This window comes from Candidatus Palauibacter sp., assembly GCF_965208055.1.
GTDB lineage: Bacteria > Gemmatimonadota > Gemmatimonadetes > Palauibacterales > Palauibacteraceae > Palauibacter.
On record NZ_CBDBNY010000004.1, the window covers coordinates 3,928,239 to 3,949,248 of the forward strand.

The 21,010-nt window shown below is 69.4% G+C and carries 22 protein-coding genes; 20 read left to right on the forward strand and 2 right to left on the reverse strand.

The features are described from left to right. Positions 1-4: 4 nt before the first annotated feature. From ACOGXI_RS17275 to ACOGXI_RS17295, 5 genes are read left to right on the forward strand one after another with little or no spacing between them, the layout of a single operon-like run. Positions 5-1,573, forward strand: a complete 1,569-nt coding sequence (locus ACOGXI_RS17275; protein WP_419940044.1) for a tripartite tricarboxylate transporter permease — start codon at positions 5-7, stop codon at positions 1,571-1,573. Beyond that, positions 1,570-3,021 carry an MmgE/PrpD family protein gene (locus ACOGXI_RS17280; RefSeq protein ID WP_419940045.1) on the forward strand — a complete coding sequence of 484 codons (1,452 nt, stop codon included), beginning with the start codon at positions 1,570-1,572 and terminating at the stop codon, positions 3,019-3,021. The genes ACOGXI_RS17275 and ACOGXI_RS17280 overlap by 4 nt, the downstream gene beginning before the upstream one ends. Continuing rightward, positions 3,018-4,988 (forward strand): CocE/NonD family hydrolase, encoded by a 1,971-nt coding sequence (locus ACOGXI_RS17285; protein ID WP_419940046.1) that lies wholly within the window; start codon positions 3,018-3,020, stop codon positions 4,986-4,988. Before ACOGXI_RS17280 ends, ACOGXI_RS17285 begins: the two co-directional genes overlap by 4 nt. 3 nt (positions 4,989-4,991) lie before the next feature. Next, positions 4,992-5,396 (forward strand): DUF1761 domain-containing protein, encoded by a 405-nt coding sequence (locus tag ACOGXI_RS17290; RefSeq protein WP_419940047.1) that lies wholly within the window; start codon positions 4,992-4,994, stop codon positions 5,394-5,396. Positions 5,397-5,405: 9 nt separating this feature from the next. After that, positions 5,406-5,597 (forward strand): winged helix-turn-helix domain-containing protein, encoded by a 192-nt coding sequence (locus ACOGXI_RS17295; RefSeq protein ID WP_419940048.1) that lies wholly within the window; start codon positions 5,406-5,408, stop codon positions 5,595-5,597. On the opposite strand, the gene ACOGXI_RS17300 is transcribed toward ACOGXI_RS17295, so the two are convergent. Then, positions 5,528-5,785: a hypothetical protein gene (locus tag ACOGXI_RS17300; RefSeq protein WP_419940049.1), complete on the reverse strand. Its 258-nt coding sequence runs from the start codon at positions 5,783-5,785 to the stop codon at positions 5,528-5,530. The two genes, ACOGXI_RS17295 and ACOGXI_RS17300, sit on opposite strands and share 70 nt — an antisense overlap. 211 nt (positions 5,786-5,996) lie before the next feature. On the opposite strand from ACOGXI_RS17300, the gene ACOGXI_RS17305 reads away from it, so the two are divergent. The 6 genes from ACOGXI_RS17305 to ACOGXI_RS17330 all read left to right on the forward strand — a co-directional run bounded on the left by ACOGXI_RS17305 (position 5,997) and on the right by ACOGXI_RS17330 (position 12,060). Continuing rightward, positions 5,997-7,448, forward strand: a complete 1,452-nt coding sequence (locus ACOGXI_RS17305) for a M24 family metallopeptidase (RefSeq protein WP_419940050.1) — start codon at positions 5,997-5,999, stop codon at positions 7,446-7,448. After that, entirely contained in the window at positions 7,445-8,095 is a 651-nt protein-coding gene (locus tag ACOGXI_RS17310; RefSeq protein ID WP_419940051.1) for a hypothetical protein, read from the forward strand. Before ACOGXI_RS17305 ends, ACOGXI_RS17310 begins: the two co-directional genes overlap by 4 nt. A gap of 40 nt (positions 8,096-8,135) precedes the next feature. After that, positions 8,136-8,711: a TlpA family protein disulfide reductase gene (locus tag ACOGXI_RS17315; protein WP_419940052.1), complete on the forward strand. Its 576-nt coding sequence runs from the start codon at positions 8,136-8,138 to the stop codon at positions 8,709-8,711. Between the two features lie 83 nt (positions 8,712-8,794). Beyond that, entirely contained in the window at positions 8,795-9,310 is a 516-nt protein-coding gene (locus ACOGXI_RS17320; RefSeq protein WP_419940053.1) for an N-acetyltransferase family protein, read from the forward strand. Positions 9,311-9,619: 309 nt separating this feature from the next. Next, positions 9,620-9,829, forward strand: a complete 210-nt coding sequence (locus tag ACOGXI_RS17325; protein ID WP_310757173.1) for a cold shock domain-containing protein — start codon at positions 9,620-9,622, stop codon at positions 9,827-9,829. Between the two features lie 122 nt (positions 9,830-9,951). Further along, positions 9,952-12,060, forward strand: a complete 2,109-nt coding sequence (locus ACOGXI_RS17330; RefSeq protein ID WP_419940054.1) for a prolyl oligopeptidase family serine peptidase — start codon at positions 9,952-9,954, stop codon at positions 12,058-12,060. 91 nt (positions 12,061-12,151) lie between these two features. Here the strand turns inward: ACOGXI_RS17330 and ACOGXI_RS17335 are convergent, their stop codons facing one another. Then, complete coding sequence (locus ACOGXI_RS17335) at positions 12,152-12,784, reverse strand: DUF2911 domain-containing protein (RefSeq protein WP_419940055.1); 633 nt, start codon at positions 12,782-12,784, stop codon at positions 12,152-12,154. Positions 12,785-12,933: 149 nt separating this feature from the next. Here ACOGXI_RS17335 and ACOGXI_RS17340 point away from each other — a divergent pair, with 149 nt between their 5' ends. The 9 genes from ACOGXI_RS17340 (at position 12,934) to ACOGXI_RS17380 (ending at position 20,977) form a co-directional block, all read left to right on the forward strand. Then, positions 12,934-13,413, forward strand: a complete 480-nt coding sequence (locus ACOGXI_RS17340; RefSeq protein WP_419940056.1) for a YybH family protein — start codon at positions 12,934-12,936, stop codon at positions 13,411-13,413. Between the two features lie 135 nt (positions 13,414-13,548). Then, positions 13,549-14,760 (forward strand): trans-sulfuration enzyme family protein, encoded by a 1,212-nt coding sequence (locus ACOGXI_RS17345; RefSeq protein WP_419940057.1) that lies wholly within the window; start codon positions 13,549-13,551, stop codon positions 14,758-14,760. Positions 14,761-14,780: 20 nt separating this feature from the next. Beyond that, complete coding sequence (locus ACOGXI_RS17350; protein WP_419940058.1) at positions 14,781-15,707, forward strand: threonine ammonia-lyase; 927 nt, start codon at positions 14,781-14,783, stop codon at positions 15,705-15,707. Positions 15,708-15,768: 61 nt separating this feature from the next. Further along, positions 15,769-16,434 carry a hypothetical protein gene (locus tag ACOGXI_RS17355; protein ID WP_419940059.1) on the forward strand — a complete coding sequence of 222 codons (666 nt, stop codon included), beginning with the start codon at positions 15,769-15,771 and terminating at the stop codon, positions 16,432-16,434. 3 nt (positions 16,435-16,437) lie between these two features. Continuing rightward, positions 16,438-17,064: a hypothetical protein gene (locus tag ACOGXI_RS17360; protein ID WP_419940060.1), complete on the forward strand. Its 627-nt coding sequence runs from the start codon at positions 16,438-16,440 to the stop codon at positions 17,062-17,064. Between the two features lie 110 nt (positions 17,065-17,174). Next, a complete protein-coding gene (locus ACOGXI_RS17365; RefSeq protein ID WP_419940061.1) occupies positions 17,175-17,411 on the forward strand; it encodes a FitA-like ribbon-helix-helix domain-containing protein in 237 nt (78 codons plus the stop codon). After that, positions 17,408-17,905, forward strand: coding sequence for a type II toxin-antitoxin system VapC family toxin (locus ACOGXI_RS17370; protein WP_419940062.1), 498 nt, complete (start codon positions 17,408-17,410; stop codon positions 17,903-17,905). Before ACOGXI_RS17365 ends, ACOGXI_RS17370 begins: the two co-directional genes overlap by 4 nt. Continuing rightward, positions 17,905-18,090 carry a hypothetical protein gene (locus tag ACOGXI_RS17375; RefSeq protein ID WP_419940063.1) on the forward strand — a complete coding sequence of 62 codons (186 nt, stop codon included), beginning with the start codon at positions 17,905-17,907 and terminating at the stop codon, positions 18,088-18,090. The genes ACOGXI_RS17370 and ACOGXI_RS17375 overlap by 1 nt, the downstream gene beginning before the upstream one ends. Before the next feature lie 133 nt (positions 18,091-18,223). Further along, entirely contained in the window at positions 18,224-20,977 is a 2,754-nt protein-coding gene (locus ACOGXI_RS17380) for a M14 family metallopeptidase (RefSeq protein WP_419940064.1), read from the forward strand. Positions 20,978-21,010 lie beyond the last annotated feature (33 nt).

The following is a 21,010-nucleotide window of genomic DNA, read 5'->3' on the forward strand; positions in this document are numbered from 1 at the left end:
GCCCGTGTCCGCCTTCCTCGACGGCCTGCTGACGGCGCTCCAGCCGGGAAACCTCGCGGCCCTCCTCGCGGGAAGCCTGCTCGGCGTGTTCGCGGGCGCGATGCCGGGGCTGAGTTCGACGGTGGGCCTCGCGCTCGTCCTCCCGGTCACCTTCGCCCTCGACCCGACGCCGGCGCTCCTGATGATGGTCTCCATCTACATGGCGGCGGAGTATGGCGGTTCGATCACCGCGATCGCGATCGGCGTGCCGGGGAGTTCGCCCGCCCTCGCCACGACCTTCGACGGCTACGCGATGACCCGGCGCGGCGAGGCGGGACGCGCCCTGGGGATCTCCCTCTTCTCCAGCATGAGCGGCGGGCTCCTCGGCACCGTCCTCCTCGTCCTGGCGCTGGGGCCGCTCTCGCGGGCGGCGATCGCCTTCGGCCCGGCGGAGTACTTCGGGCTCGGCGTGTTCGGGCTTTCCATCGTCGCAAACCTCGTGGGAAAGGACCCGTTCAAGGGGGTCGTGAGCGCGCTCCTCGGGCTCCTCTTCTTCGTCGTCGGACTCGACGTGCTCACGGGGGCGCCTCGGCTGACGTTCGGCACGAACGCGCTCATGGACGGTCTCGGGCTCGTCCCGATGCTGATCGGCTTCTTCGCGATCGCCGAGGCGCTGGCGGCGGTGACCGGCCGGCGCAGGTCGACGCCCCCCGGCGGCGGCATCGCGGGCGCCCTCCCGAAGGCCCGCGAGTTGTTCGGACTGTGGCGCACGATTCTGCGGGGATCCGCCATCGGGGGTCTGATCGGCGCGATCCCCGGCGCCGGGGCGACGATCGCCTCCATCGTGGCCTGGAACGAGGAGCGTCGCGTCTCGAAGACGCCGGAGCGGTTCGGGACCGGCGTGCCCGCGGGCATCGCGGCGCCGGAGGCCGCGAACAACTCCTGCGTGGGGGCCGCGATGATCCCGCTCCTCGCGCTCGGGATCCCCGGTTCCGCCAGCGCCGCGGTCCTCCTCGGGGGCCTCACGGTGCAGGGCGTGGCACCGGGCCCGCTGCTCATGACCGAGCGCTCGGAACTCGTCTACGCGCTGTACGCGGGATTCGTGGTGGCGGTGCTGCTCATGCTGGCCGTGGGGCGCCTCGGGATCCCCCTGTGGACGCGCGTGGTCCGGCTGCGGCCGTCGATCCTCATGCCGCTCGTCGTCGCGATCTCGCTCGTGGGCACCTTCTCCCTGCGCGGCAACGCGGCGGATGCGTGGGCCGCCCTCTTCTTCGGGCTCGTCGGCTTCGCTATGCTGCGGGGCGGCTACCCGCTGGCGCCGGCGGTGCTCGGCCTCATCCTCGGTCCCATGATCGAGACGAACTATCGGCGGGCGTTGAGTCTGTCCTCCGGGTCGCACTCGATCTTCCTGGAGAGTCCGATCAGCCTGGTGCTGCTCCTGCTGGCGGCGGTGAGCTTCGCGGCCCCGGCGGTCCGCGGCCGCCTGATCTCCGGGAGGACGCGAGCGGCCGAACCCGGACCCGACACACACGACAACGAACCGCTGGAAACCGAACCCCGACAAAACGAACCCCGGCAAGAGGAATACGAGTGAGCGCGACGCGTGCGGTCATCGACTTCATACTCGAGACGACGATGGACGGCTTTCCGGAGCGGCTGCTGTCCGAGGGACGGCGCTGCGTCACGGATGGGACGGGCGTGATCCTCGCCGGGTCGACGGACGCCTGTTCCCGCATCGTCCAGGACCAGATCGCGGCGCAGGGCGGGAACGCGCAGGCGACGATCCTGGGTCCGCCGGACGTGCGCGCGCCGGCGTCGCTCGCGGCGCGCGCCAACGGAACGGCGGGCCACGCGATGGACTTCGACGACACGCAGCTCTCGAACGCGCCCGACCGCATCTTCGGACTCCTCACGCACCCGACGGTCGCGCCGCTGTCGGCGGGATACGCGATGGCGGAGCGGGAAGGGGCGACCGGAGCCGAGTTCCTGGAGGCGTTCCTCATCGGGTTCGAGGTGGAGTGCAAGATCGCCGAGGCGATCGACCCCAGGCACTACATGGAGGGCTTCCACTCGACGGCGACGATCGGGACGCTCGGCGCCTGCGCGACGGCCGCGAAACTCGCCGGACTGCAGGCGGACGACCTCGCCATGGCGCTCGGGATCGCCGCCAGCCTCTCGTCGGGGATCCGGCTCGGGTTCGGCACGATGACGAAGCCGCTCCACGCGGGGCGCGCCGCCGAGAACGGCATCCTCGCGGTCGACCTCGCCGCCCGCGGCTTCACCGCCGGGCATGACGCGCTCGAGGCGCCGTGGGGCTTCTTCCGCGTCTTCGGCGGCGGCTTCGAGGCCGAGCGACTCGTCGGCGCCCTCGGCTCGCCGTACACCCTGCTCGACCCCGGCGTCTCCGTGAAGCCGTTTCCGTCCGGGAGCCTCGGCCACCCCAGCATGGCCGCCATGCTCGAACTCGTCACCGAACACGACCTGGCGCCCGACGACATCGCGCACATGACCTTCCGCGCCGGGCACAACATCCTGAACCCGCTGCGGTATCCGCGCCCGCACAACGAACTCGAGGCGAAGTTCTGCATCCCCTTCGTCCTCTCCAGCATCGTCCTGCGGCGACGGGCCGGGATCCGCGAGTTTCACGACGACTTCGTCCTCTCCGACGAGGCGGCGGAGATGATGGACCGCGTGACCGTCCAGTTCGACGAGGAGATCGACGCCCGCGGCTACGACCGCATGCGGAGCGCGATCGACGTGCGGCTCCGTGACGGAACCGAGCTTCGCGCCGAGGCGGACACGTATCCCGGCGGACCGGAGCGGCCGCTCAGCCGGGAGGAACTGCACGGCAAGTTCCGCGACTGCGCGAGCCTGGTGATGGACGACGCGCGGATCGATGAGGCGCTGGACCGGCTCGAACGCGTGGACGACCTGGGCCACATCGGCGACCTCGTGGACGCGCTCTCGACGGCCCCGGTCGGCGCCCCCGCCAGAGGCCCCACCATAGGCCCCACCCTGGGCCCCCCTGGAGTCCCCGCGTGAGAGGCGCGAGGGTCGCGCTTCTGGGCGCGCTGTGGCTCGCGGCCTGCGGCGACGCGACCCGCTCCAATGAGGAGACACAGGCTGCCCTGTATGCGGCGGCGGACGCGGCCGGGCGCGGCCCGTACGACGCGCTCCAGGTCGAGACCGATCTCATGGTGGAGATGCGCGACGGCGTCCGCCTCGCGACCGATGTCTACCGCCCCTCCCGCGAATACGAACCCATCGCCGAGTCGTTTCCCGTCCTCCTCCACCGGACTCCGTACGACAAGACCTCGCGCGGACTCGTGGACCAGGCGCGCTGGTTCACGACCCACGGCTACGTCGTCGTGCTGCAGGACACGCGCGGGCTCTACGCCTCCGAGGGCACGTTCCAGAAGTACCACGAGTTCGACGCGCCCGACGGCTACGACACCATCGAGTGGATCACCGGGCTCGACTACGCGGAGGGATCCGTCGGCATGTGGGGCACCTCCTACGGCGCGCACACGCAGGCCGACGCCGCCAAGCTGAACCCGCCGGGGCTCCGAACGCTCGTGCTCACGATGGGAGGCCTCTCCGACTCCTGGACGCACAAGGTGCGCAACCACGGCGCGCTCGAACTCGGCCAGCAACTCGGCTGGGCCCACCTCCAGCTCGCGGCGGTGGCGGACGACCCCGAGATCCGCCTCCGGCTCGCCGAGGAACCGCCATCTGACTGGTTCCCGGACACGCCCTTCCAAAAGGGGGAGAACCCGCTCTCCGTCGCGCCGAATTTCGAGGACTACTACCTCACCATGCAGAACCACGGCGACTACGACGACTATTTCCGCGGCATCGGCCGCAACTGGGTCGAGTACTACGGCGAGACGTCGGACATCCCGATGCTGCATGTGGGCGGGTGGTACGACTCCTACGCCCCGGGCACGATCCAGAGCTTCGTCGAACTCTCGCGGCGGAAGTCGTCGCCCATGACGCTTCTCATGGGTCCGTGGACGCATGGGGGCAACAGCCGCTCCCATGCCGGCGACATCGAGTTCGGGGCCGAGGCCGCGGTCGAGGATTTCTCGCGCGAGTTCCACCTGCGCTGGTTCGACCGGCACCTCCGCGGGCAGGTCGCGAACGACCTGTTCGCGAGCGACGAGAGGCTGGCGGGCGAAGCCGCCGGCCCGGTCACGATCTTCGTCATGGGAGGCGGCGATGGCCGCCGGGACGGGAACGGGCGCCTCTTCCACGGCGGCGAGTGGCGCACGGCCGAGACCTGGCCGATCGAGGATACGGAAGCGACGCCCTTCTACCTCCGTGCGGGCGGCGGACTTGCGCGGGCGGCGCCCGGCGCGGACGAGGGATCGACGGCCTACACCTACGATCCCGAGCACCCGGTACCCACGATCGGCGGGGCCTTCTCCGGCGCGCTCAAGCGGGGCGGCTACGACCAGCGCGAGCGCACCTTCCGGTCGCTCGAGGGCGGCTCCGAGAACGGTTTCTTCGCTTCCGAGGTCGACGGCCGCCGCACCGCCGACCGGCCCGACGTCCTCGTGTTCGAGACCGAACCCCTGGCCGAGGATGTGGAGGTCATCGGCCCGGTCACCGTCACGCTGTGGGCCTCGTCGAGCGCCCCGGACACCGACTTCACCGCCAAGCTCGTCGACGTCTATCCGCCGAACGACGACTATCCCGAGGGATTCGACCTCAACATCACGGACGGCATCCTCCGCGCCCGCTACCGGGATTCCCGCGAGAGGGAGACGCCGATGACGCCCGGCGAGGTCTACGAAATGGAGATCCGGCTCTTCCCGACGGCCAACCTCTTCCGGGCCGGCCACCGAATCCGGCTCGAGATCTCGAGTTCCAACTATCCCCGCTTCGACGTGAACCCCAACACGGGCGAACCGCTCGGACGCCACACGCGCACGGTCCCGGCGAAAAACACCATCCACCACGCCGCCGCCCGCCCGTCGGCGATCCATCTTCCGCTCCAAAGGAGATAGACCGTGCACGACGTCAACTGGCTCGCCGTCCTGGTCGCCGGAATCATCCCGCTGGTCGTCGGTTTCCTGTGGTACGGCCCGATCTTCGGAAAGCAGTGGCTCTCGCTCATGGAGACCACCGCCGAGGAGATCCAGAAGGACTTCAACCCGGTGAAGACGCACGGGGGGAGTTTCGTCCTTTCGCTCGTCACCGCCTACGTCCTGGCGCAGCTTCTCGCCGTGATGGAGGGCTCCGGCGCCATGGTCGGGGTCCATGTGGGACTGCTCGTCACGATCGGGTTCGTCCTCAACGTCGGATACCAGGGCGTGGCCTACGAGCAGCGCAAGCCGGGCATCTTCTTCCTGAGTCTGGGCTACAACGGGGTCGCCCTCATCGGGCAGGCGGTGCTCCTCGCCGCCTGGCGCTGAACGAGGCGCTTGAAGGAGGTCGCCGAGGCGATCGGTCTCTCCACCCGGTCCACGCGGACTCGCCTGGCCCGGCTCGTCGAACGCGGGCTGGTGCGCGAAGTCGGCACGGGCCCGAACGACCCGAAGCGGGTCTACGTCAGGTCTTCCTCGCCCGTCGCGGATGATCTGGAGGATTTCCGGGGCTTCAGGACGAAGCGGTAGATGAGGTAGCCGGCGACGCCGAGCACGAGGACGGTCGGAATCCAGCCCAGGAAATTGAAAATCGTGCCCGCGGCGACGGCGGCCGCGATTCCCTCGATGCGTCCGACGATTCGGTGTCGCCGGCGGGCCTTGTCCAATTCCTGCCGGGAGTAGAGTTCGGGCAGGAGATCCGAATCCAAGTCCTTCATCGGGCATACCTCCGGTGTCCGGGGCTGGAAGATCCTACGATGGCGGGCCGCGGACCGTTTCCGCCACCGCCGCCACCGGCTGCGCTCTCTCCGCGCCCCCGGGCGCGCCCCGCCCGAATGCGCCGGCCCGAGCGCTCCCCGCCGAACCCTCTCCCGCGCGCGAGCGGATTCGGTAAGTTCAGACCGTCCCGCATTCCAACGGAGATTCCAGATGCGCGTTTCGACATTTCGCTCCAGGCCAGGCTCCAGAGCTTCCCGGGCGCAGCCGGCCGGTCTGCTCCTCGCGCTGACCGCGGCCCTCGCTCCGTCGCAGGCGACGGCCCAGGCGGCGCAGTCGGCCCACCCGCCGCACGACGGGTTCGCGGACGCCCAGCGGACGGCTGGGGCGATGCCCGTCATCCTCCCGCTGCGCGAGCGGGCCGCCGTCATCGACCGCTGGCTTGAAAGGCGGCTCGAGACCGTCGCGCCCGAGGTCATGCGGCGCGAGGGCGTGGACCTCTGGATCGTCGCCGCGCGCGAATACAACGAGGATCCGGTCATCGAGACGATGTTGCCCTCCACGTACATGGCCGCCCGCCGCCGCACCGTCCTCATCCTGCACGACCGGGGGCCGGGGCAGCCGCTCGAACGGCTCGCGGTGGCCCGGTACGACATCGGTCCCTTCCCGCGCGCCTGGGATCCGGACAGCGAGCCCGACCAGTGGGGGCGGGTGGCGGAGGTCATCGCCGAACGCGACCCGCAGCGCATCGCGGTGAACCGTTCCTCGACCTTCGCGCTGGCGGACGGGCTCACCGGAACGGAGTACGACGCGCTGATGGCCGCGCTGCCGGCGAAGTACCGGGAGCGGGTGGCCGGGACGGAGCGCCTCGCGATCGGATGGCTGGAGGCGCGGACGCCCGAGGAGATGGAGGTCTATCCCCAGATCGTCCGGATCGCGCACCGGATCATCGCCGAAGGTTTCAGCGCGAAGGTGATTCAGCCGGGCGTGACGACGACCGAGGATGTGGTGTGGTGGTACCGCGAACGGATCCTCGAACTGAAGCTCGCGACCTGGTTCCAGCCCAGCGTGTCCGTGCAGCGCCATGAGAAGGCGGGGGGCGCGAGGGAAGGGGAGGGGGATTTTTCCGCCCGTCCGGACGAGAACGTGATCCGCCCGGGCGACCTGCTGCATGTGGACTTCGGGATCAAGTACCTGCGGCTGAACACCGACACGCAGCAGCATGCCTACGTGCTGAAGCCGGGAGAGGACGCGGCCCCCGAGGGCCTCGTCCGCGCGCTGGCGGCCGGGAACCGCCTCCAGGACATCCTCACGGAGAACTTCGCGGAGGGGCGTTCGGGGAACGAGATCCTCGCGGGCGCGCTCGAGCAGGCGAGGGCCGAGGGGATCGACGCGACGATCTACACGCACCCGATCGGCTTCCACGGCCATGGCGCCGGACCCACGATCGGTCTCTGGGACAACCAGGGCGGCGTGCCGGGGCGCGGCGACTATCCGCTCTTCCCGAACACGGCGCACTCGATCGAACTCAACGCGGCCGTCCCGGTCCCGGAATGGGACGGACAGACGGTGCGCATCATGCTGGAGGAGGATGCGTTCTTCGACGGCGAGCGCACATGGTACATCGACGGCCGCCAGACCGGCTTCTGGCTCATCCCGCGATGACCGCGGCTCGGAGGCTGGCGTCGTCGTCGATCGTCGCGTTCGGAGCGCTGGCGGGGGCCGCTGCCGGCGAACTCGCCGCGCAGATGCCGGACGCGTGGGTCCTCGTCGGACAGGACGCCGCGGATTATCGCCTCAGGCTAGACCCCGAGGTGGCCCATTCCGGGTCTTCCAGCATGCGGCTCGAGGCGCGGGGCAACCGGCGCCGCAGCCAGTGGGCCGCGAGCGTGCAGCTCGTCGACGCCATCGCCTACCGCGGAAAGCGGATGCGCCTGTGCGGATATCTGCGGGCCGACGACGTCGACTCCGGCGGCCTCTGGGTGCGCGTGGACGGCATCCTCGAAGGGAAGTACGCCATGCTCGCGCTGGACAACAGCGAGGACCGGCGCGTCGAGGGAACGCAGGACTGGGAGACACGCGAGATCGTGGTGGACATCCCCCCGGAAGGCGTTACGATCCTCATCGGGGCGATGATCACGGGCGATGGAGAACTGTGGGTGGACGACCTCTCCTTCGAGGCGGTCGCCGAAGATGTGCCGCTTACGACGGAGCCGGAGGTCGTCATCACGGACCAGCCGTACGCTCGCCCGCCCGGCGTCTTCCCCACACCCACGAACCTGGATTTCGAACGAGAGATGAACGGGAGATGAACGCGAGATGAAGCATGCGATGGAATCTGGAGCCGAACCGATGAGGCGCGCAGTGTTGGCGGCCCTGGCCGTGGCGGCTTTCGCGACCGGTTGCCGCGGGGGTGAGCGCACCGGAGCGGCGGGAGACACCGCGCGGGCCCCGGAGCCCACCGAAAGCGCGCCGGCCGAGAGCGCGCCGGCCTCGTATCGCCCCCTTCCGGCGCTCGAGGTGACATACCTCGACGGCCGCTCCGCGGATCTCGACGAGTTCCGCGGCCGGGTCGTCGTCCTGAACCTGTGGGCGACCTGGTGCATCCCCTGTCGCGACGAGATGCCCGAGTTGCAGCAGATGCACGCCAGGTACGCGGCGGATCCCCTCGACGTGGTCGGGATCTCCATCGATGAGGGAGACGTGGCGCTCGTCGAGGGATTCCTCGAAGAGTTCGACATCACCTATCCCAACTTCCTCGGCGATGGTTCCGGACTCACGCAGGCGCTCGATCTCTACCCCGGCGTGCCGCACACGCTGCTGGTGGACGCGGAGGGTCTGATTCGGGGGTACTGGGGCGGCCGCTTCCACCCCTTCGAGCCGGAAACCGCGGCGCTCGTCGAGAGGGTTCTTTCGGAAGCCCAGTAACCCGCCGTGGAGACGTCGTCCCGAGTGAGACCGCCGAGTGGGACCGCAGCGTGAGACCGCCGGATGATCAGGATGATGGCGGGTTGACGCGTCCGGACATCCTCCGGATCCGCCCGCTCCGTCCCGAGGACTGGGGTCCGGTGCGAAGGATCTATGAAGAGGGGATCGCGACGGGGGACGCGACGTTCGAAACGGAGGCGCCCGGCTGGGAAGCGTGGGACGCGAGTCACATCGAAAGCTGTCGGCTCGTGGCCGAGCGGGAGGGGCGCCTCGTCGGGTGGGCGGCCCTTGCTCCGGTCTCCGGGCGTTGCGTGTACGGCGGCGTGGCCGAGGTGAGCGTCTACGTCGACGGGGACGCGCGCGGGGGCGGAATCGGCCTCAGGCTCCTGACCGCGCTCGTCGAATCCTCCGAGCGGGCCGGACTCTGGACGCTGCAGGCGGGGATCTTCCCGGAGAACGTCGCGAGTGTCCGCATCCACGAGCGAGCCGGCTTCCGCCGCGTGGGGCGGCGCCAGCGGCTGGGAAGGCTCCACGGCGAGTGGCGCGACGTCCTTCTGCTCGAGCGGCGCAGCCTCCGCGTGGGGACCGAGACCGACTGACACCCGGCTGACACCGGGCTGATATCGGGCTGATATCGGTGCCCCCCTTGACGTTTCGGGTACGAGAGGCGATCATTGCGCGCGTTCGGACGAGCCCGGCGGTGCCGGGTACGGCTGAATTGAGAAGGCAGGATCGCAGGATCGGGGGGGCCTCTCAACAACGGGTCGCCCCTTTTTCTTTAGTTTCTTTGGTTTTTTTCTGCGTGGCGAGTGCCACGACCCTGGCGCGGGGGAGACCGCGTCGAACAGGTCAGCGGTCGGCAGCGACGGGTTTCCCGAACTCCGACATGACTAACGAAGGAGTAGGAAATGCGTACGAGAGGTACCGTGAAGTGGTTCAACGACCAGAAGGGCTTCGGGTTCATTACCCCGGAAGAGGGTGGTAAGGACTGCTTCGTACACCACACGGCGATTCAGGCGGATGGCTTTCGGACCCTCAAGGAGGGCGAGGCCGTCGAGTTCGACGTTACGGACGGGACAAAGGGCCCGGCCGCGGAGAACGTGACCCGAGTCGCGTGATTTGCCGACCGCCACCAGGCGTAAGGTGAGTTCAGAAAGGGCCGCCCGGCGACGGGCGGCCCTTTTTTTGATATGATCCGGGGGTTCCCGGCCAGCGCGGACCCGATCCCACGGAGAACGTCATGACCGCCCGGCGCAGCAGTATCCGAGTCTCCTCCTTTTTCGTCGTCTTCGTTGCCGGCCTCGCGCTTCTTTCTGCCGCTCCTCCGGCGGCGGGGCAGGCGGGGGCCGAGTCCGGGCCGCTTCGCATGGAGGACATCTTCGAGGTCGAGATCGCGGGCGACCCGCGGATCTCCCCGGACGGGCACCGGGTCGTCTATGTTCGCCAGCGGGCCGACATCATGACGGACAGCCGCTTCTCGAACCTCTGGATCGTGGGCTCGGACGGGTCGGGGCACCGGCCTCTCACGACGGGGGACTTCAACGACAGTTCGCCCCGCTGGTCGCCCGACGGTACGCGGCTCGCCTTCATCTCGAACCGGAGCGGGAGCGCGCAGATCCACGTCCGCTGGATGGATTCGGGTGAGACCTCGGTGATCACGAACGTAACCGAGCCGCCCCGGTCGTTCGCATGGTCGCCCGACGGGACGCAGATCGCGTTCGGGAAGTTGGTGCCGACGCCGGCGCCGACGATCGGGGGGATGCCGACCCCGCCGGAGGGCGCGCAGTGGGCCGAGCCCGCGCAGGTCGTCGAACGGCTCGTGTACCGCTTCGACCAGTTGGGCGATCTCCCGCACGGGTTCGTCCACGTCTTCGTCGTCCCGTCCGAAGGCGGAACGGCCCGCCGGATCACGAGCGGCGACGGCCACTGGGCCGGGAACGGGATCGGCGGCACGCACTTCTCGTGGACTCCGGATGGCGCGGGCCTTGTCATGTCGCGCGACCCCCGCGGGGGCGACACGGAAAGCGTGTTCGTGGCGGACACGGAGGTGTTCGAGGTCTCCGTGGCCGACGGCACGGCCACGCAGCTCACGGATCGCCGGGGGCCGGACGACCGGCCGATCGTCTCTCCCGATGGCCGCCACATCGCCTACTTCGGCATGGACGACCGCTTCCAGGGCTACCAGCTCACACGGCTCTACGTCATGAACCGGGATGGGAGCGACCCGCGTTCGCTCTCCGACGGTCTCGACCGCGAGGTCTACGGGGCCGCGTGGACTCCCGACGGGTCGGGCCTGTACGCCCTGTACGACGACAAGGGGATGACGAAGCTCGCGCTCTTCCGCCTCGACGACGACGGGAGCGGCCACCGGGTGCTGACCGCGAACGTCGGCGGGGTCGGCCGCGCCTACGCCGGAGCGACGTACTCCGTGGCCGACGACGGCAGCTTCGCGATGAACTACACCACGCCGGCCGTCATCTCCGAAGTCGCGACGGGTCGCCCCGGGAGCGAGGTCCGCGTGCTCACGGGGATCAACGACGACCTGATGGCCAAGCGCGAGATCGGCGAGGTCGAGGAGATCCGGTACGAGTCCTCCCATGACGGCCGGCCGATCCACGGCTGGATCATCAAGCCGCCGGGCTTCGACCCGTCCCGCGAATATCCTCTCATCCTCGAGATCCACGGGGGACCGTTCTCGAACTACGGCGCGCGCTTCGACCTCGAGAAGCAGCTCATGGCAGCGCAGGGGTACGTCGTCCTCTACACGAACCCGCGCGGGAGCACGAGCTACGGAGAGGAGTTCGGGAACCTGATCCACCACGCGTACCCCGGCGACGATTTCTACGACCTCGTCTCGGGGGTGGACGCCGTCATCGACCGCGGCTACGTGGACCCCGAGCAGCTCTACGTCGTGGGCGGGAGCGGGGGCGGCGTCCTCACGGCCTGGCTCGTGGGCCGGACGGACCGGTTCCGCGCCGCGGTGTCGTGGTATCCCGTCATCAACTGGTACAGCTTCGTGCTCACCGCGGATATGGCGGCCTACGGCGTCAACTATTGGTTCCCGGGCTTCCCCTGGGACCATGTGGAGCACTACGAGTCGCGGTCGCTCCTGAGCGTGGTCGAGAACGTGACGACGCCGACGCGGATCGTGACGGGCGAGGAGGACTGGCGCACGCCGATGTCGGAATCCGAGCAGTACTTCAAGGCGCTCAAGCTGCTCGGAGTGGAGACGTCGCTCGTACGCTTCCCCGGCGAGCCGCACGGCATCCGGCGCCGCCCGAGCCACCACATCGGGAAGATGCTGTCCACCCTGGAATGGTTCCGCCGCTACTCCGCCACGACATCCTGATCGGCGACAGCAGAGGCTTCAGATCGGAAGATTGTTGAATATCGAACTCCTGGCGTCCGATATTCAACAATCTCCGCGTCTCAAGGAGGGGTCAGCGAGCCACCTGGAAGGGAACGGTCGCGACCTGGTCGTCCCACCAGATCGTGAACACGCCGCCCTCCTGCGTCATGTCCATGAACGAGATCGTAAGCTGGTCGGCCGACATCATGATCGTGTCCACATCCATCGTCGTGCGCAGCACGTCGCGGTCGGGCGTGTAGCCGTAGGATCCCCAGAGCGCGTCCGGGTTCTCCTCGCGGAAGTTGTCCTTCGCGCCCCAGTTCGAGAAGATGAGCGTCCACTCGGCCTCGGTGAGTTCCGCGAACACGCTGTACTCGCCGGCCGGCAGCCGCTCGCCGCCGAACATGAGGTCCACCTCGGTCATGAAGCGCGTGGACTGGTCCGCGCCGACGCGCCACAGCGGCGCTCCGCGAAGGAACTGCTGCCCATACTCATCGCCCGATCCGAACAGGTCTCTGCCGCGCAGGATGGGGCGGCCGTACGTCACGACGACCCAGGAGCCGCCCTCGTAGCCGCCTTCGTCGTTGACCGAGCCTCCGACCTGGGTGGCGGCCTCTCCGCGCGGGCTCATGCGCCGGTCCTGGGCCTCCCCGGCCGTGGCGAAAGCAAGGGCGACGCCGAGGGCGATCGCCAGACAGGGGACGGCGCGGAACATCTTCTTCATTCGTACCTCCAAGCAGGTTCAAGCGCGGCATCGCCGGCCGGCGATGCGCGAACAATCCCTAAGCGCGACGGGCATCCTACGGCGGCGCGCGCGAACCCGAAAGCCGGGCGCGTCGCCGCGGCACGCGGCCTCCGATACAATACCGACCCATGAAGAGAATACGGCCCGCAAGAGGAACGTTTCGGTTCATCCTTGCGGCGGGCGGCCTGGTCGCGGCGGCGGCGTGCGGAGGCCGGACGCCGGAGGTGGGCGAGACCGGCGGGGCGGTCGCCGTCGAGGCGGTGCGAGCGGAGATCGAGCGCGTCACCCGGCGTTGGGAAGCCTCCTTGATCGCGGGAGCGCCCGGCGAGGCCGTCGTCGACGTCTTTACGCCGGACGCGGTGCGTCTGCCCTCCGGGGAGCCGGCGGTGCGGGGGCACGACGCCATCGTGCGCGCGCTGGCCGGTTCCGCGCCGCTGCGCGAGGCCAGGTTCACGATCGAGGACATCGAAGTGGACGGAAACCTGGCGTTCGCGAACGGGACGTACCGGGTGCGCGGTCCCGACGATGTCGAACTCGATGGCAAGTTTCTCGAGGTGTGGAAGCGGCTCGAAACCGGGTGGCGTATCCACCGCGTCATGTGGGACTGACGCCCCCGTTCGAAGCGCTCGCGCGCGCGGCAAAACGTTCCCGCGGGAACGTCGCCGCGCGTTGCATGGCTCGTTGTATGGCCTGTTGTACGGCCTGTTGCTTGGCCCTTGGATGACTCCAGGAGATACGGACGAATGATGGGAACGGCGAGAACACCGGGAACACCGGGAACGGGAAGGGCGGCGTCCACCGACGCCGTGCACGCGGGCGAGCAGGAGCCGAGGCCCGAGGGGGCCGTCGTCACGCCGATCTACCAGACGGCGAACTACGAGCTTCGCGGCGAGGACTACCACGACATCGGGTACATCCGACTCAGCACGACGCCGAACCATCGCGTGCTGGCGGAGCGCATCGCGGCGCTCGAGGGGACGGAGGCGGCGCTCGCCCTCGCGAGCGGGATGGCGGCGATCTCGGGGTCGCTGCTCACGGTGCTCTCCTCCGGGGACCACGTGCTCGTGCAGGACACGCTGTACGGCGGCACGGCCAGCCTGCTGCAGCAGGACCTGCCGCGCTTCCGGATCGGGCACACCGTGATCGACCCGCAGGATCCGTCGGGCTGGGCCGCCTCGCTGACGCCGACGACGCGGGCGATGTACGTGGAGACGCTGACGAATCCGCTCGTGCAGGTGGCGGATCTCGAGGCCGTGGTGGCGTTCGCGCGCGAGCACGGACTCGTGACGATGATCGACAACACGTTCGCGAGCCCGATCAACTTCCGGCCGGCCGAGATCGGCTTCGACCTCGTCCTCGAGAGCTGCACGAAATACATGAACGGGCACAGCGACATCGTGGCGGGGAGCGTGGCCGGGCCGGCCGACCTGGTGCGCCGCGTGAAGGTGATGCAGGACCATCTTGGCGGCTCTCTCGACCCGCATGCGGCGTTCCTGCTCGAGCGCGGGCTGAAGACGCTGGGCGTGCGCGTCCGCGAGCAGAACGCCTCGGCCGGACGGCTCGCCGCGCGCCTCCAAGCCCACCCCGCCGTGTCCGTCGTGCACTACCCGGGGCTGGAGAGCCACGCCCAGCACGAGCGCGCCGCCCGTTTGTTCGACGGCTTCGGCGGGATGATGTCGTTCGAACTCGAGGGCGGAACCGACGCGGCCGAGGCCTTCATGTCCGCGCTGGAGATCCCGATGGTCGCGGCCAGTCTCGGGGGCCCGGAGTCGCTCGTCGTGAGGCCCGCCGCCGCCGTCCACGCGGGCATGTCCGCCGAGGAGCGGGCCAAGGCCGGCATCAGGGACGCCCTCATCCGCTTCTCCACCGGACTGGAGGCGACGGAGGATCTCGCGGCCGACCTCGACCGGGCGCTCGCGAGCCTGCCGCGGGCGGTCGCGGGCCTCACCGCGTGAAGCCTCCGGGGCTGCCGGAGATGAAGGCGGCACGGGAACGGGTCTACGCGGCGGCCCTCCGCTCGCCGCTCCTCCGCCTCGGCGTCGACGAGGGGCCCGAGATCTGGCTCAAGCTCGAAAACCTGCAGCCGATCGGATCGTTCAAGATCCGGGGATCCGCGAACGCGATCGGCCTGATTCCGCGCGAGGAGCTGGCGGCGGGGGTATGGACGGCGAGCGCGGGGAACATGGCGCAGGGCGTCGGCTGGAACGCGCGCCGTCTCGGCGTCCCGTGCTCGGTCGTCGTCCCGGAGACGGCGCCGCGGCTCAAGCTGGACGCGATCGCCCGCCTCGGCGCGACGGCCGTCAAGACCTCCGTCGCCTCCTGGTTCGAGGTGTTCCGCACTCACCGCTTCGATGGAATGAGCGGGCGGTTCGTGCATGCCTTCATGGACCGTGACGTGATGGCGGGGAACGGCACCATCGCGCTCGAACTGGTCGAGGATCTCCCCGACGTGGACGCCGTCGTCGTCCCCTTCGGAGGAGGCGGCCTCGCATGCGGGATCGCGGCCGGCATGCGGGCCGTCGCGCCGCACGTTCCCGTCTTCGCGTCCGAGGTCACGGGTCAGGCGCCGCTCGCGGAGTCGCTGCGCGCGGGCCGGGCCGTCTCGATCTCCTATACGCCCTCGTTCGTCGATGGCATCGGGGGACCGCACGTGGAACCCGCCATGTGGGAACTGGCACGCGACCTGCTCGCCGGCTCGGCCGAGATCGCGCTCGAAGACACCGCGGCGGCGATCCGACTGCTCGCGACCCGCAACCGCGTGGTCGCCGAGGGAGCGGGCGCCTCGTCCGTCGCGGCCGCCCTGTCGGGCGCGGTGAAGGGGGACAAAATTGTCTGCATCGTGTCCGGGGGGAATCTGGATCCGTCCAGCTTGGCCACCATCCTCACGGGAGGCGTGCCATGAGCGGCGCCGGCGCCGGACTACTCCCCGCCGGTCCTGAACGGCCTTTCAGGAGGCGTGACGCATGACCGAACCGCTCGCCCCCCGTGAGCCGCCCGCCCCCCGCGAGCCGCCCGCCCCCCGCGAGCCGCCCGCGACGCTCACCGCCTCACAGGTCTCGCAGATCCTGAAGCGGGCGGCCGAGATCGATGCCCGCGGCGATTCGATGACCGTCGAGGAGTTGGAGCGCATCGCCGGCGAGGCGGGGATCGACCCGCGTGCGACACGGACGGCGATCGCGGAACTGGTCGCGGAGGAGACGCCGGTGCCCGCTCCGGAGCCGCGACCTCCGGCGGTCCCCGCGGCGCGCACCGGAAACCCGGCCTCCCCCTCTCCCGGACGCATCATCGCGGGCGGGGCGGTCGGCGTGGCCTTCGCATTCCTCTTCGCGAGTTCACTCGGGGGCGCCATCGCGGGATCCGGCGGCACGGCGATCTACCTCATACTGCGCGCCGTGCAGGCGATGAAGCGCGGCAGCCAGCTCGACTTCCAGCTCCAGAACTTCATCCTCTGGTTCGTGTCGACGCTGATCATCGCGGCCGCGCTGGGGCCTGAGGGATTCATGTTGACCTTGCTCTGCTGGATCCTCACCTCGGTTATCGGCGGACTCCTCATCCGCTTCGGCCCCCGTGAGGAAGAGCCGGAGGAACCGGAGAAAGAGGTTCCACAGCTCGAATCCGGAGGCCGCTGACGCATGACCGACCCGCCGCTGAAGCTCACCACGTCGCAGGTTTCCCTCATTCTCCAGCGGGCGGCCGAGATCGACGCGCGCGGCGACACCTTGAGCGTCGAGGAGTTGGAGCGCATCGCCGCCGAGGCGGGGATCGACGTGCGGGCGACGCGGACGGCGATCGCGGAGTTCATCGCCGAGGAGATGCCCGTTCCCGCTCCGGAACCCGGCGTTCCGGCGGTCCCGCAGCCTCCGGCGGCCCTCCGCAAGCGCACCCGCAAGTCGAGTTCGCCTTCTCCCCTGCGCATTCTCTCGGGCGGAGCCGTCGGTGTCGCGTACGGCTTCCTCGTGACCGTCTCCGAGTCGGCCGCGTTCCTCGGTTTCGGCGCCGCCGCGCTCTACCTCGTGCTGCGTGCGGTGCAGAGCATGAGGCGCGGAGACCAGCTCGATTTCCAACTCCAGAACTTTGCCCTCTGGCTCTGCACGATGGTGAGCGGCATCACGGGTGTCATCGACGGTGAGGAGTTCACCGCGGCGGTCCTCTTCATCTGGCTGATCACGTCGTTCCTGGGCGGCCTCCTCGTCCGCTTCGGCCCCCATGAAGAGGAGACGGAGGAAGACGTCCCGCAGATCGAGGCCGGAGGCCGCTGACGCAGGGCGGTTTCGCCCAGCCCCGCATCGCCTTCGCAACTCCAGTTGACATCTGCATGCACTACGCCATCATTACGATATCAGAGGTCGAACCTGGAGCGTATCGGAGTATGGGAAACCTGACCGTAAGGAACCTGGACGACAGCGTCATCGCGCGGCTGAAGGCACAGGCGAGGGAAAACGACCGCTCGCTCGAGGGGGAGATCCGGCATGTGCTAAGAAGGGAAGCGTCGAAGCCTCGGCGCGCGGCCGAGTTCTTCGCGCGAGCCGATGAGTTGGCGGCGGCGACGGTTGGCACGCGGCAGACGGACAGTGCGGCCCTGGTCAGGGAGGATCGGGCTCGGTGAGAGTCACGGTGGACGCGAGCGTCGCCGTGAAATGGTTTGTCGAGGAGGAAGGGCGCAGCCAGGCCCTCACGTTGACAGCCCCCCGACTCGAAAGGCACGCCCCGGACCTCATGCTGCCCGAGTGCGCCAACGTGATCTGGAAGAAGCAGCGCCGCGGCGAGATTGCCTCGGCGGAGCCGTTCATCGACCAAATCGCGCAGCTGTCGGAAGTCATGACTCTTCACCCCGGTGCAGAACTGGTGCGCGAAGCGGTAGGGATCGCTCTGGAAGCCGGGCACCCGGTGTACGACTGCTTCTACATTGCGTGCGCGAAGCTTACGGACTCGGTCCTGGTGACGGCGGATCGTCGACTGGCAGAGATCGGATCGCGGTCGCCCCACCCGGTGACCGCCGTGACCCTCGACGACAGAGAAGAGATGGCCCGAATCGAAGCTGCCGGCGTCCGGCCCATCATCAGCCCCGGGAGGGTCGCGCAACCAGAGGGAGGTCGATGATGAAGAAGCTGGACCTCGACGAGCGCGCGGATCTGCTCGTGCCGGGCTGGGCAGGAAGGGGCGAGCCGATGACGCGACGACGGCTCCTGGAGCATGCGCTCCACATGGTTGACCAGTTGGACATCCGGTACATCGCGTACCTGGGTGGCCACTGGCGTGCAGGTCACGCGCGACTGGCCGGGTAAGCCTTCGAGCCAGGCGTGTACGAGGACCTGCACAGCGAGTACGGCTTCCATATCCTGGAGAGCTTCCTCGCGGCCCGGCTCGTGGTGGATCCGGGGATGAACTGTTTCGGCATGACCCGGGAGGAGGGGAGTGATGACGGCTCGTACGACACTCATCGCGCTGCTGGCGCTCGGGGTCGGGGCGGCGGAGGCCGAGGCGCAGGCGCCGGGTGCGATCCCGACGCCGGAGTCGGTGCTGGGGCATGCCGTGGGGGCGGACTTCCGGCTCGCGACCTATGAGACCTCCATCGAATACTTCCAGGCGCTCGACGCGGCGACGGACCGGCTGGAACTCAGGGAAGTCGGGCGTTCGTCGTTCGGCCGGCCGGTGTACCTCGCGCTGATCTCGAGCGCGGACAACCTCGCGAACCTCGACCGCCACCGGGAAATCGCGCGGCGGCTGGCGCATCCCCGCGGACTGACCGACGAAGAGGCGCGGCAGCTCGCGGCGGAAGGGAGAGCCCTGGTCTGGATCGACGGGGGCCTCCATGCGTCGGAGGTGGCGCACGCGCAGCACACCATTCAGCTCGCCTACGACCTGGTGACGGGTGACGCGGACCCGGAGATCGCGGCGATCCTCGAGAACGTCATCCTCCTGCTGTGGCCCTCGATCAACCCCGACGGGCAGACGCTCATCGCCGACTGGTACGACTCGAACGTGGGCACGCCGTACGAGGTCGCGCCCGCACCCTTCCTCTACCAGAAATACATCGGGCACGACAACAACCGGGACGGCTACATGATCAACCAGATCGAGTCCCGGTACACGACCCGCGTGGCGCGCGAGTGGGAACCCCACATCCTCTACAACCACCACCAGAGTTCGCCCTTCCCGACGCGGATCTGGATCCCGCCCTTCGCCGAGCCGATCTCGCCGCACGTACACCCGCTCATGTGGCGCATGGTGAACCTGATCGGGATGGCGATGTCGCAGGCGCTCGAAGAGCGGGGGCAGCGGGGCGCGACGCACATGGGCACCGGGTTCGACAACTGGTATCCGGGGTTCATGGATCACGCGCACAACTTCCACAACGTCGTGTCGTTCCTCACGGAGACGGCGCTCTACCGGTACGCGACGCCGGGCTTCTACACGATCGGCGACTTCCCGCCCTCGGACCGGGACCTGCGCCCGGAGTCGCTCTACTCCAGTCCGTGGGAAGGCGGCTGGTGGCGGCTGAGGGACGCCGTCGACTACATGCTCACCGCGTCGATCTCGGTGCTCGATGTCGCGGCGAAGTACCGGACGGACCTCCTCTACAACCGCTACCAGGCGGGCCGCGACATCATCGCCCAGTACGAGGAGGGTCCGCCGTACGCCTACTTCGTGCCGCAGGACCAGCGGGACCCCGTCGCGGCCGTGGAGCTGCTGCGCCGGCTCGCGTTCAACGGGATCGAGATCGACCGCCTCGCGCGGGCGGCGAGCCACGAGGGACTGGACCATCCGGCGGGCACGTGGGTCATCCGCATGGACCAGGAGTTCGCCAACTTCGTGCGCCAGTTGTTCGTCCTCCAGGACTATCCCGATCTGCGGGAATACCCGGAGGGACCGCCCGATCAGCCCTACGACGTCTCGGGGTGGACGCTGCCCCTGCAGATGGGGGTGCGGGTGATCGAGGCGACGTCCCCGCTCGGGTCGGACGTCCGTGACGCGCTGGAGCCGCTCTCGGGCGAGGCGCTCGCGTGGGATGCGGAGGTGGAGGATGCCTCGCCGTTCGATTCGCCCTTCGGCGTCGGGTTCGACTCGCATCCGGTGGCGGCGGCGATCGTGCCGCCTCCCGGGCGGGTCACGGGCGGCGGATCGGAACTCGTCGTGGACCCGGCCCAGAACAACGCCTTCAAGGCGGTGAACCGGGCATGGGCGGAGGGGGCGCGCGTCTCGTGGGCGCCGGGGGCCCCGGGGGCGGACGGCGAATCGGGGACCGGCGGCCGGTACGCGATCTCCGGGCTTTCGGGCGAGGCCCAACTCGTCCGCGACCTGGGGCTGCAGGCGACGCGCGGCTCGGGCAATGTGAATCTGCGCGCGCCGAGGATCGGCCTTTACCGCCCCTGGAACGCCAGCATGGACGAGGGCTGGACGCGCTGGGCGCTGGAGCGGTACGGGTTCCGCTTCGCCAGCCTCCGCAACGCGGACGTGCTCGCCGGCGACCTGGCCGACCGTTACGACGTGATCCTGTTTGCGGACATCTCGCGCGGCCAGATCCTTAACGGCTTCGCGAAGGGTTCCGTGCCGCCGCGCTACGAGGGCGGGCTCGGGCCGGAAGGCGTGCGCCGACTCGACGCCTTCGTGAGGGCCGGCGGCACGCTCGTCACCCTGAACCGCAGTTCGCTGTTCGCGATCGAGGAACTGCACCTGCCGGTGCGCAACGTCGTCGCGGGGCTCAGCCGCGGGGACTACTTCCAAAGCGGTTCGATCGTGGAGATGATCGTCGATCCCTCGCATCCGGTGATGGCGGGGATGCCGGAGCGGGCGGCGGTCGTCGTCGGGCAGAGCCCGGTGTTCACGACCGAGGAAGGGTTCGAGGGACGCGTGATGGCGAAGTACGCGGAGGAGGGGTCGCCGCTCCTGTCCGGATACCTGCTGGGAGCGGAACACCTCGCGGGTTACGCCGCGGCGGTCGAAGTGGCGCACGGAGAGGGACGGGTCGTGCTGCTGGGCATGCGGCCGCAGTGGCGCGGACAGCCGTTCGGGAACTTCCGCATCCTCTTCAACGCCGCGCTCTACGGCCGTGAACTCGCCGCCGCCGCGCCGGAGTCGCCCGAGTTCTGGACGGCCCCTGACGAGGAGGACGACGGGAGCGACGGGAGCGGGGGCAGCGGCGGGAGCGGGCCCCGGGGGGACGGATCATAGCGCTGCGGCGACCGCGCCCCGGCTGGACGGGCT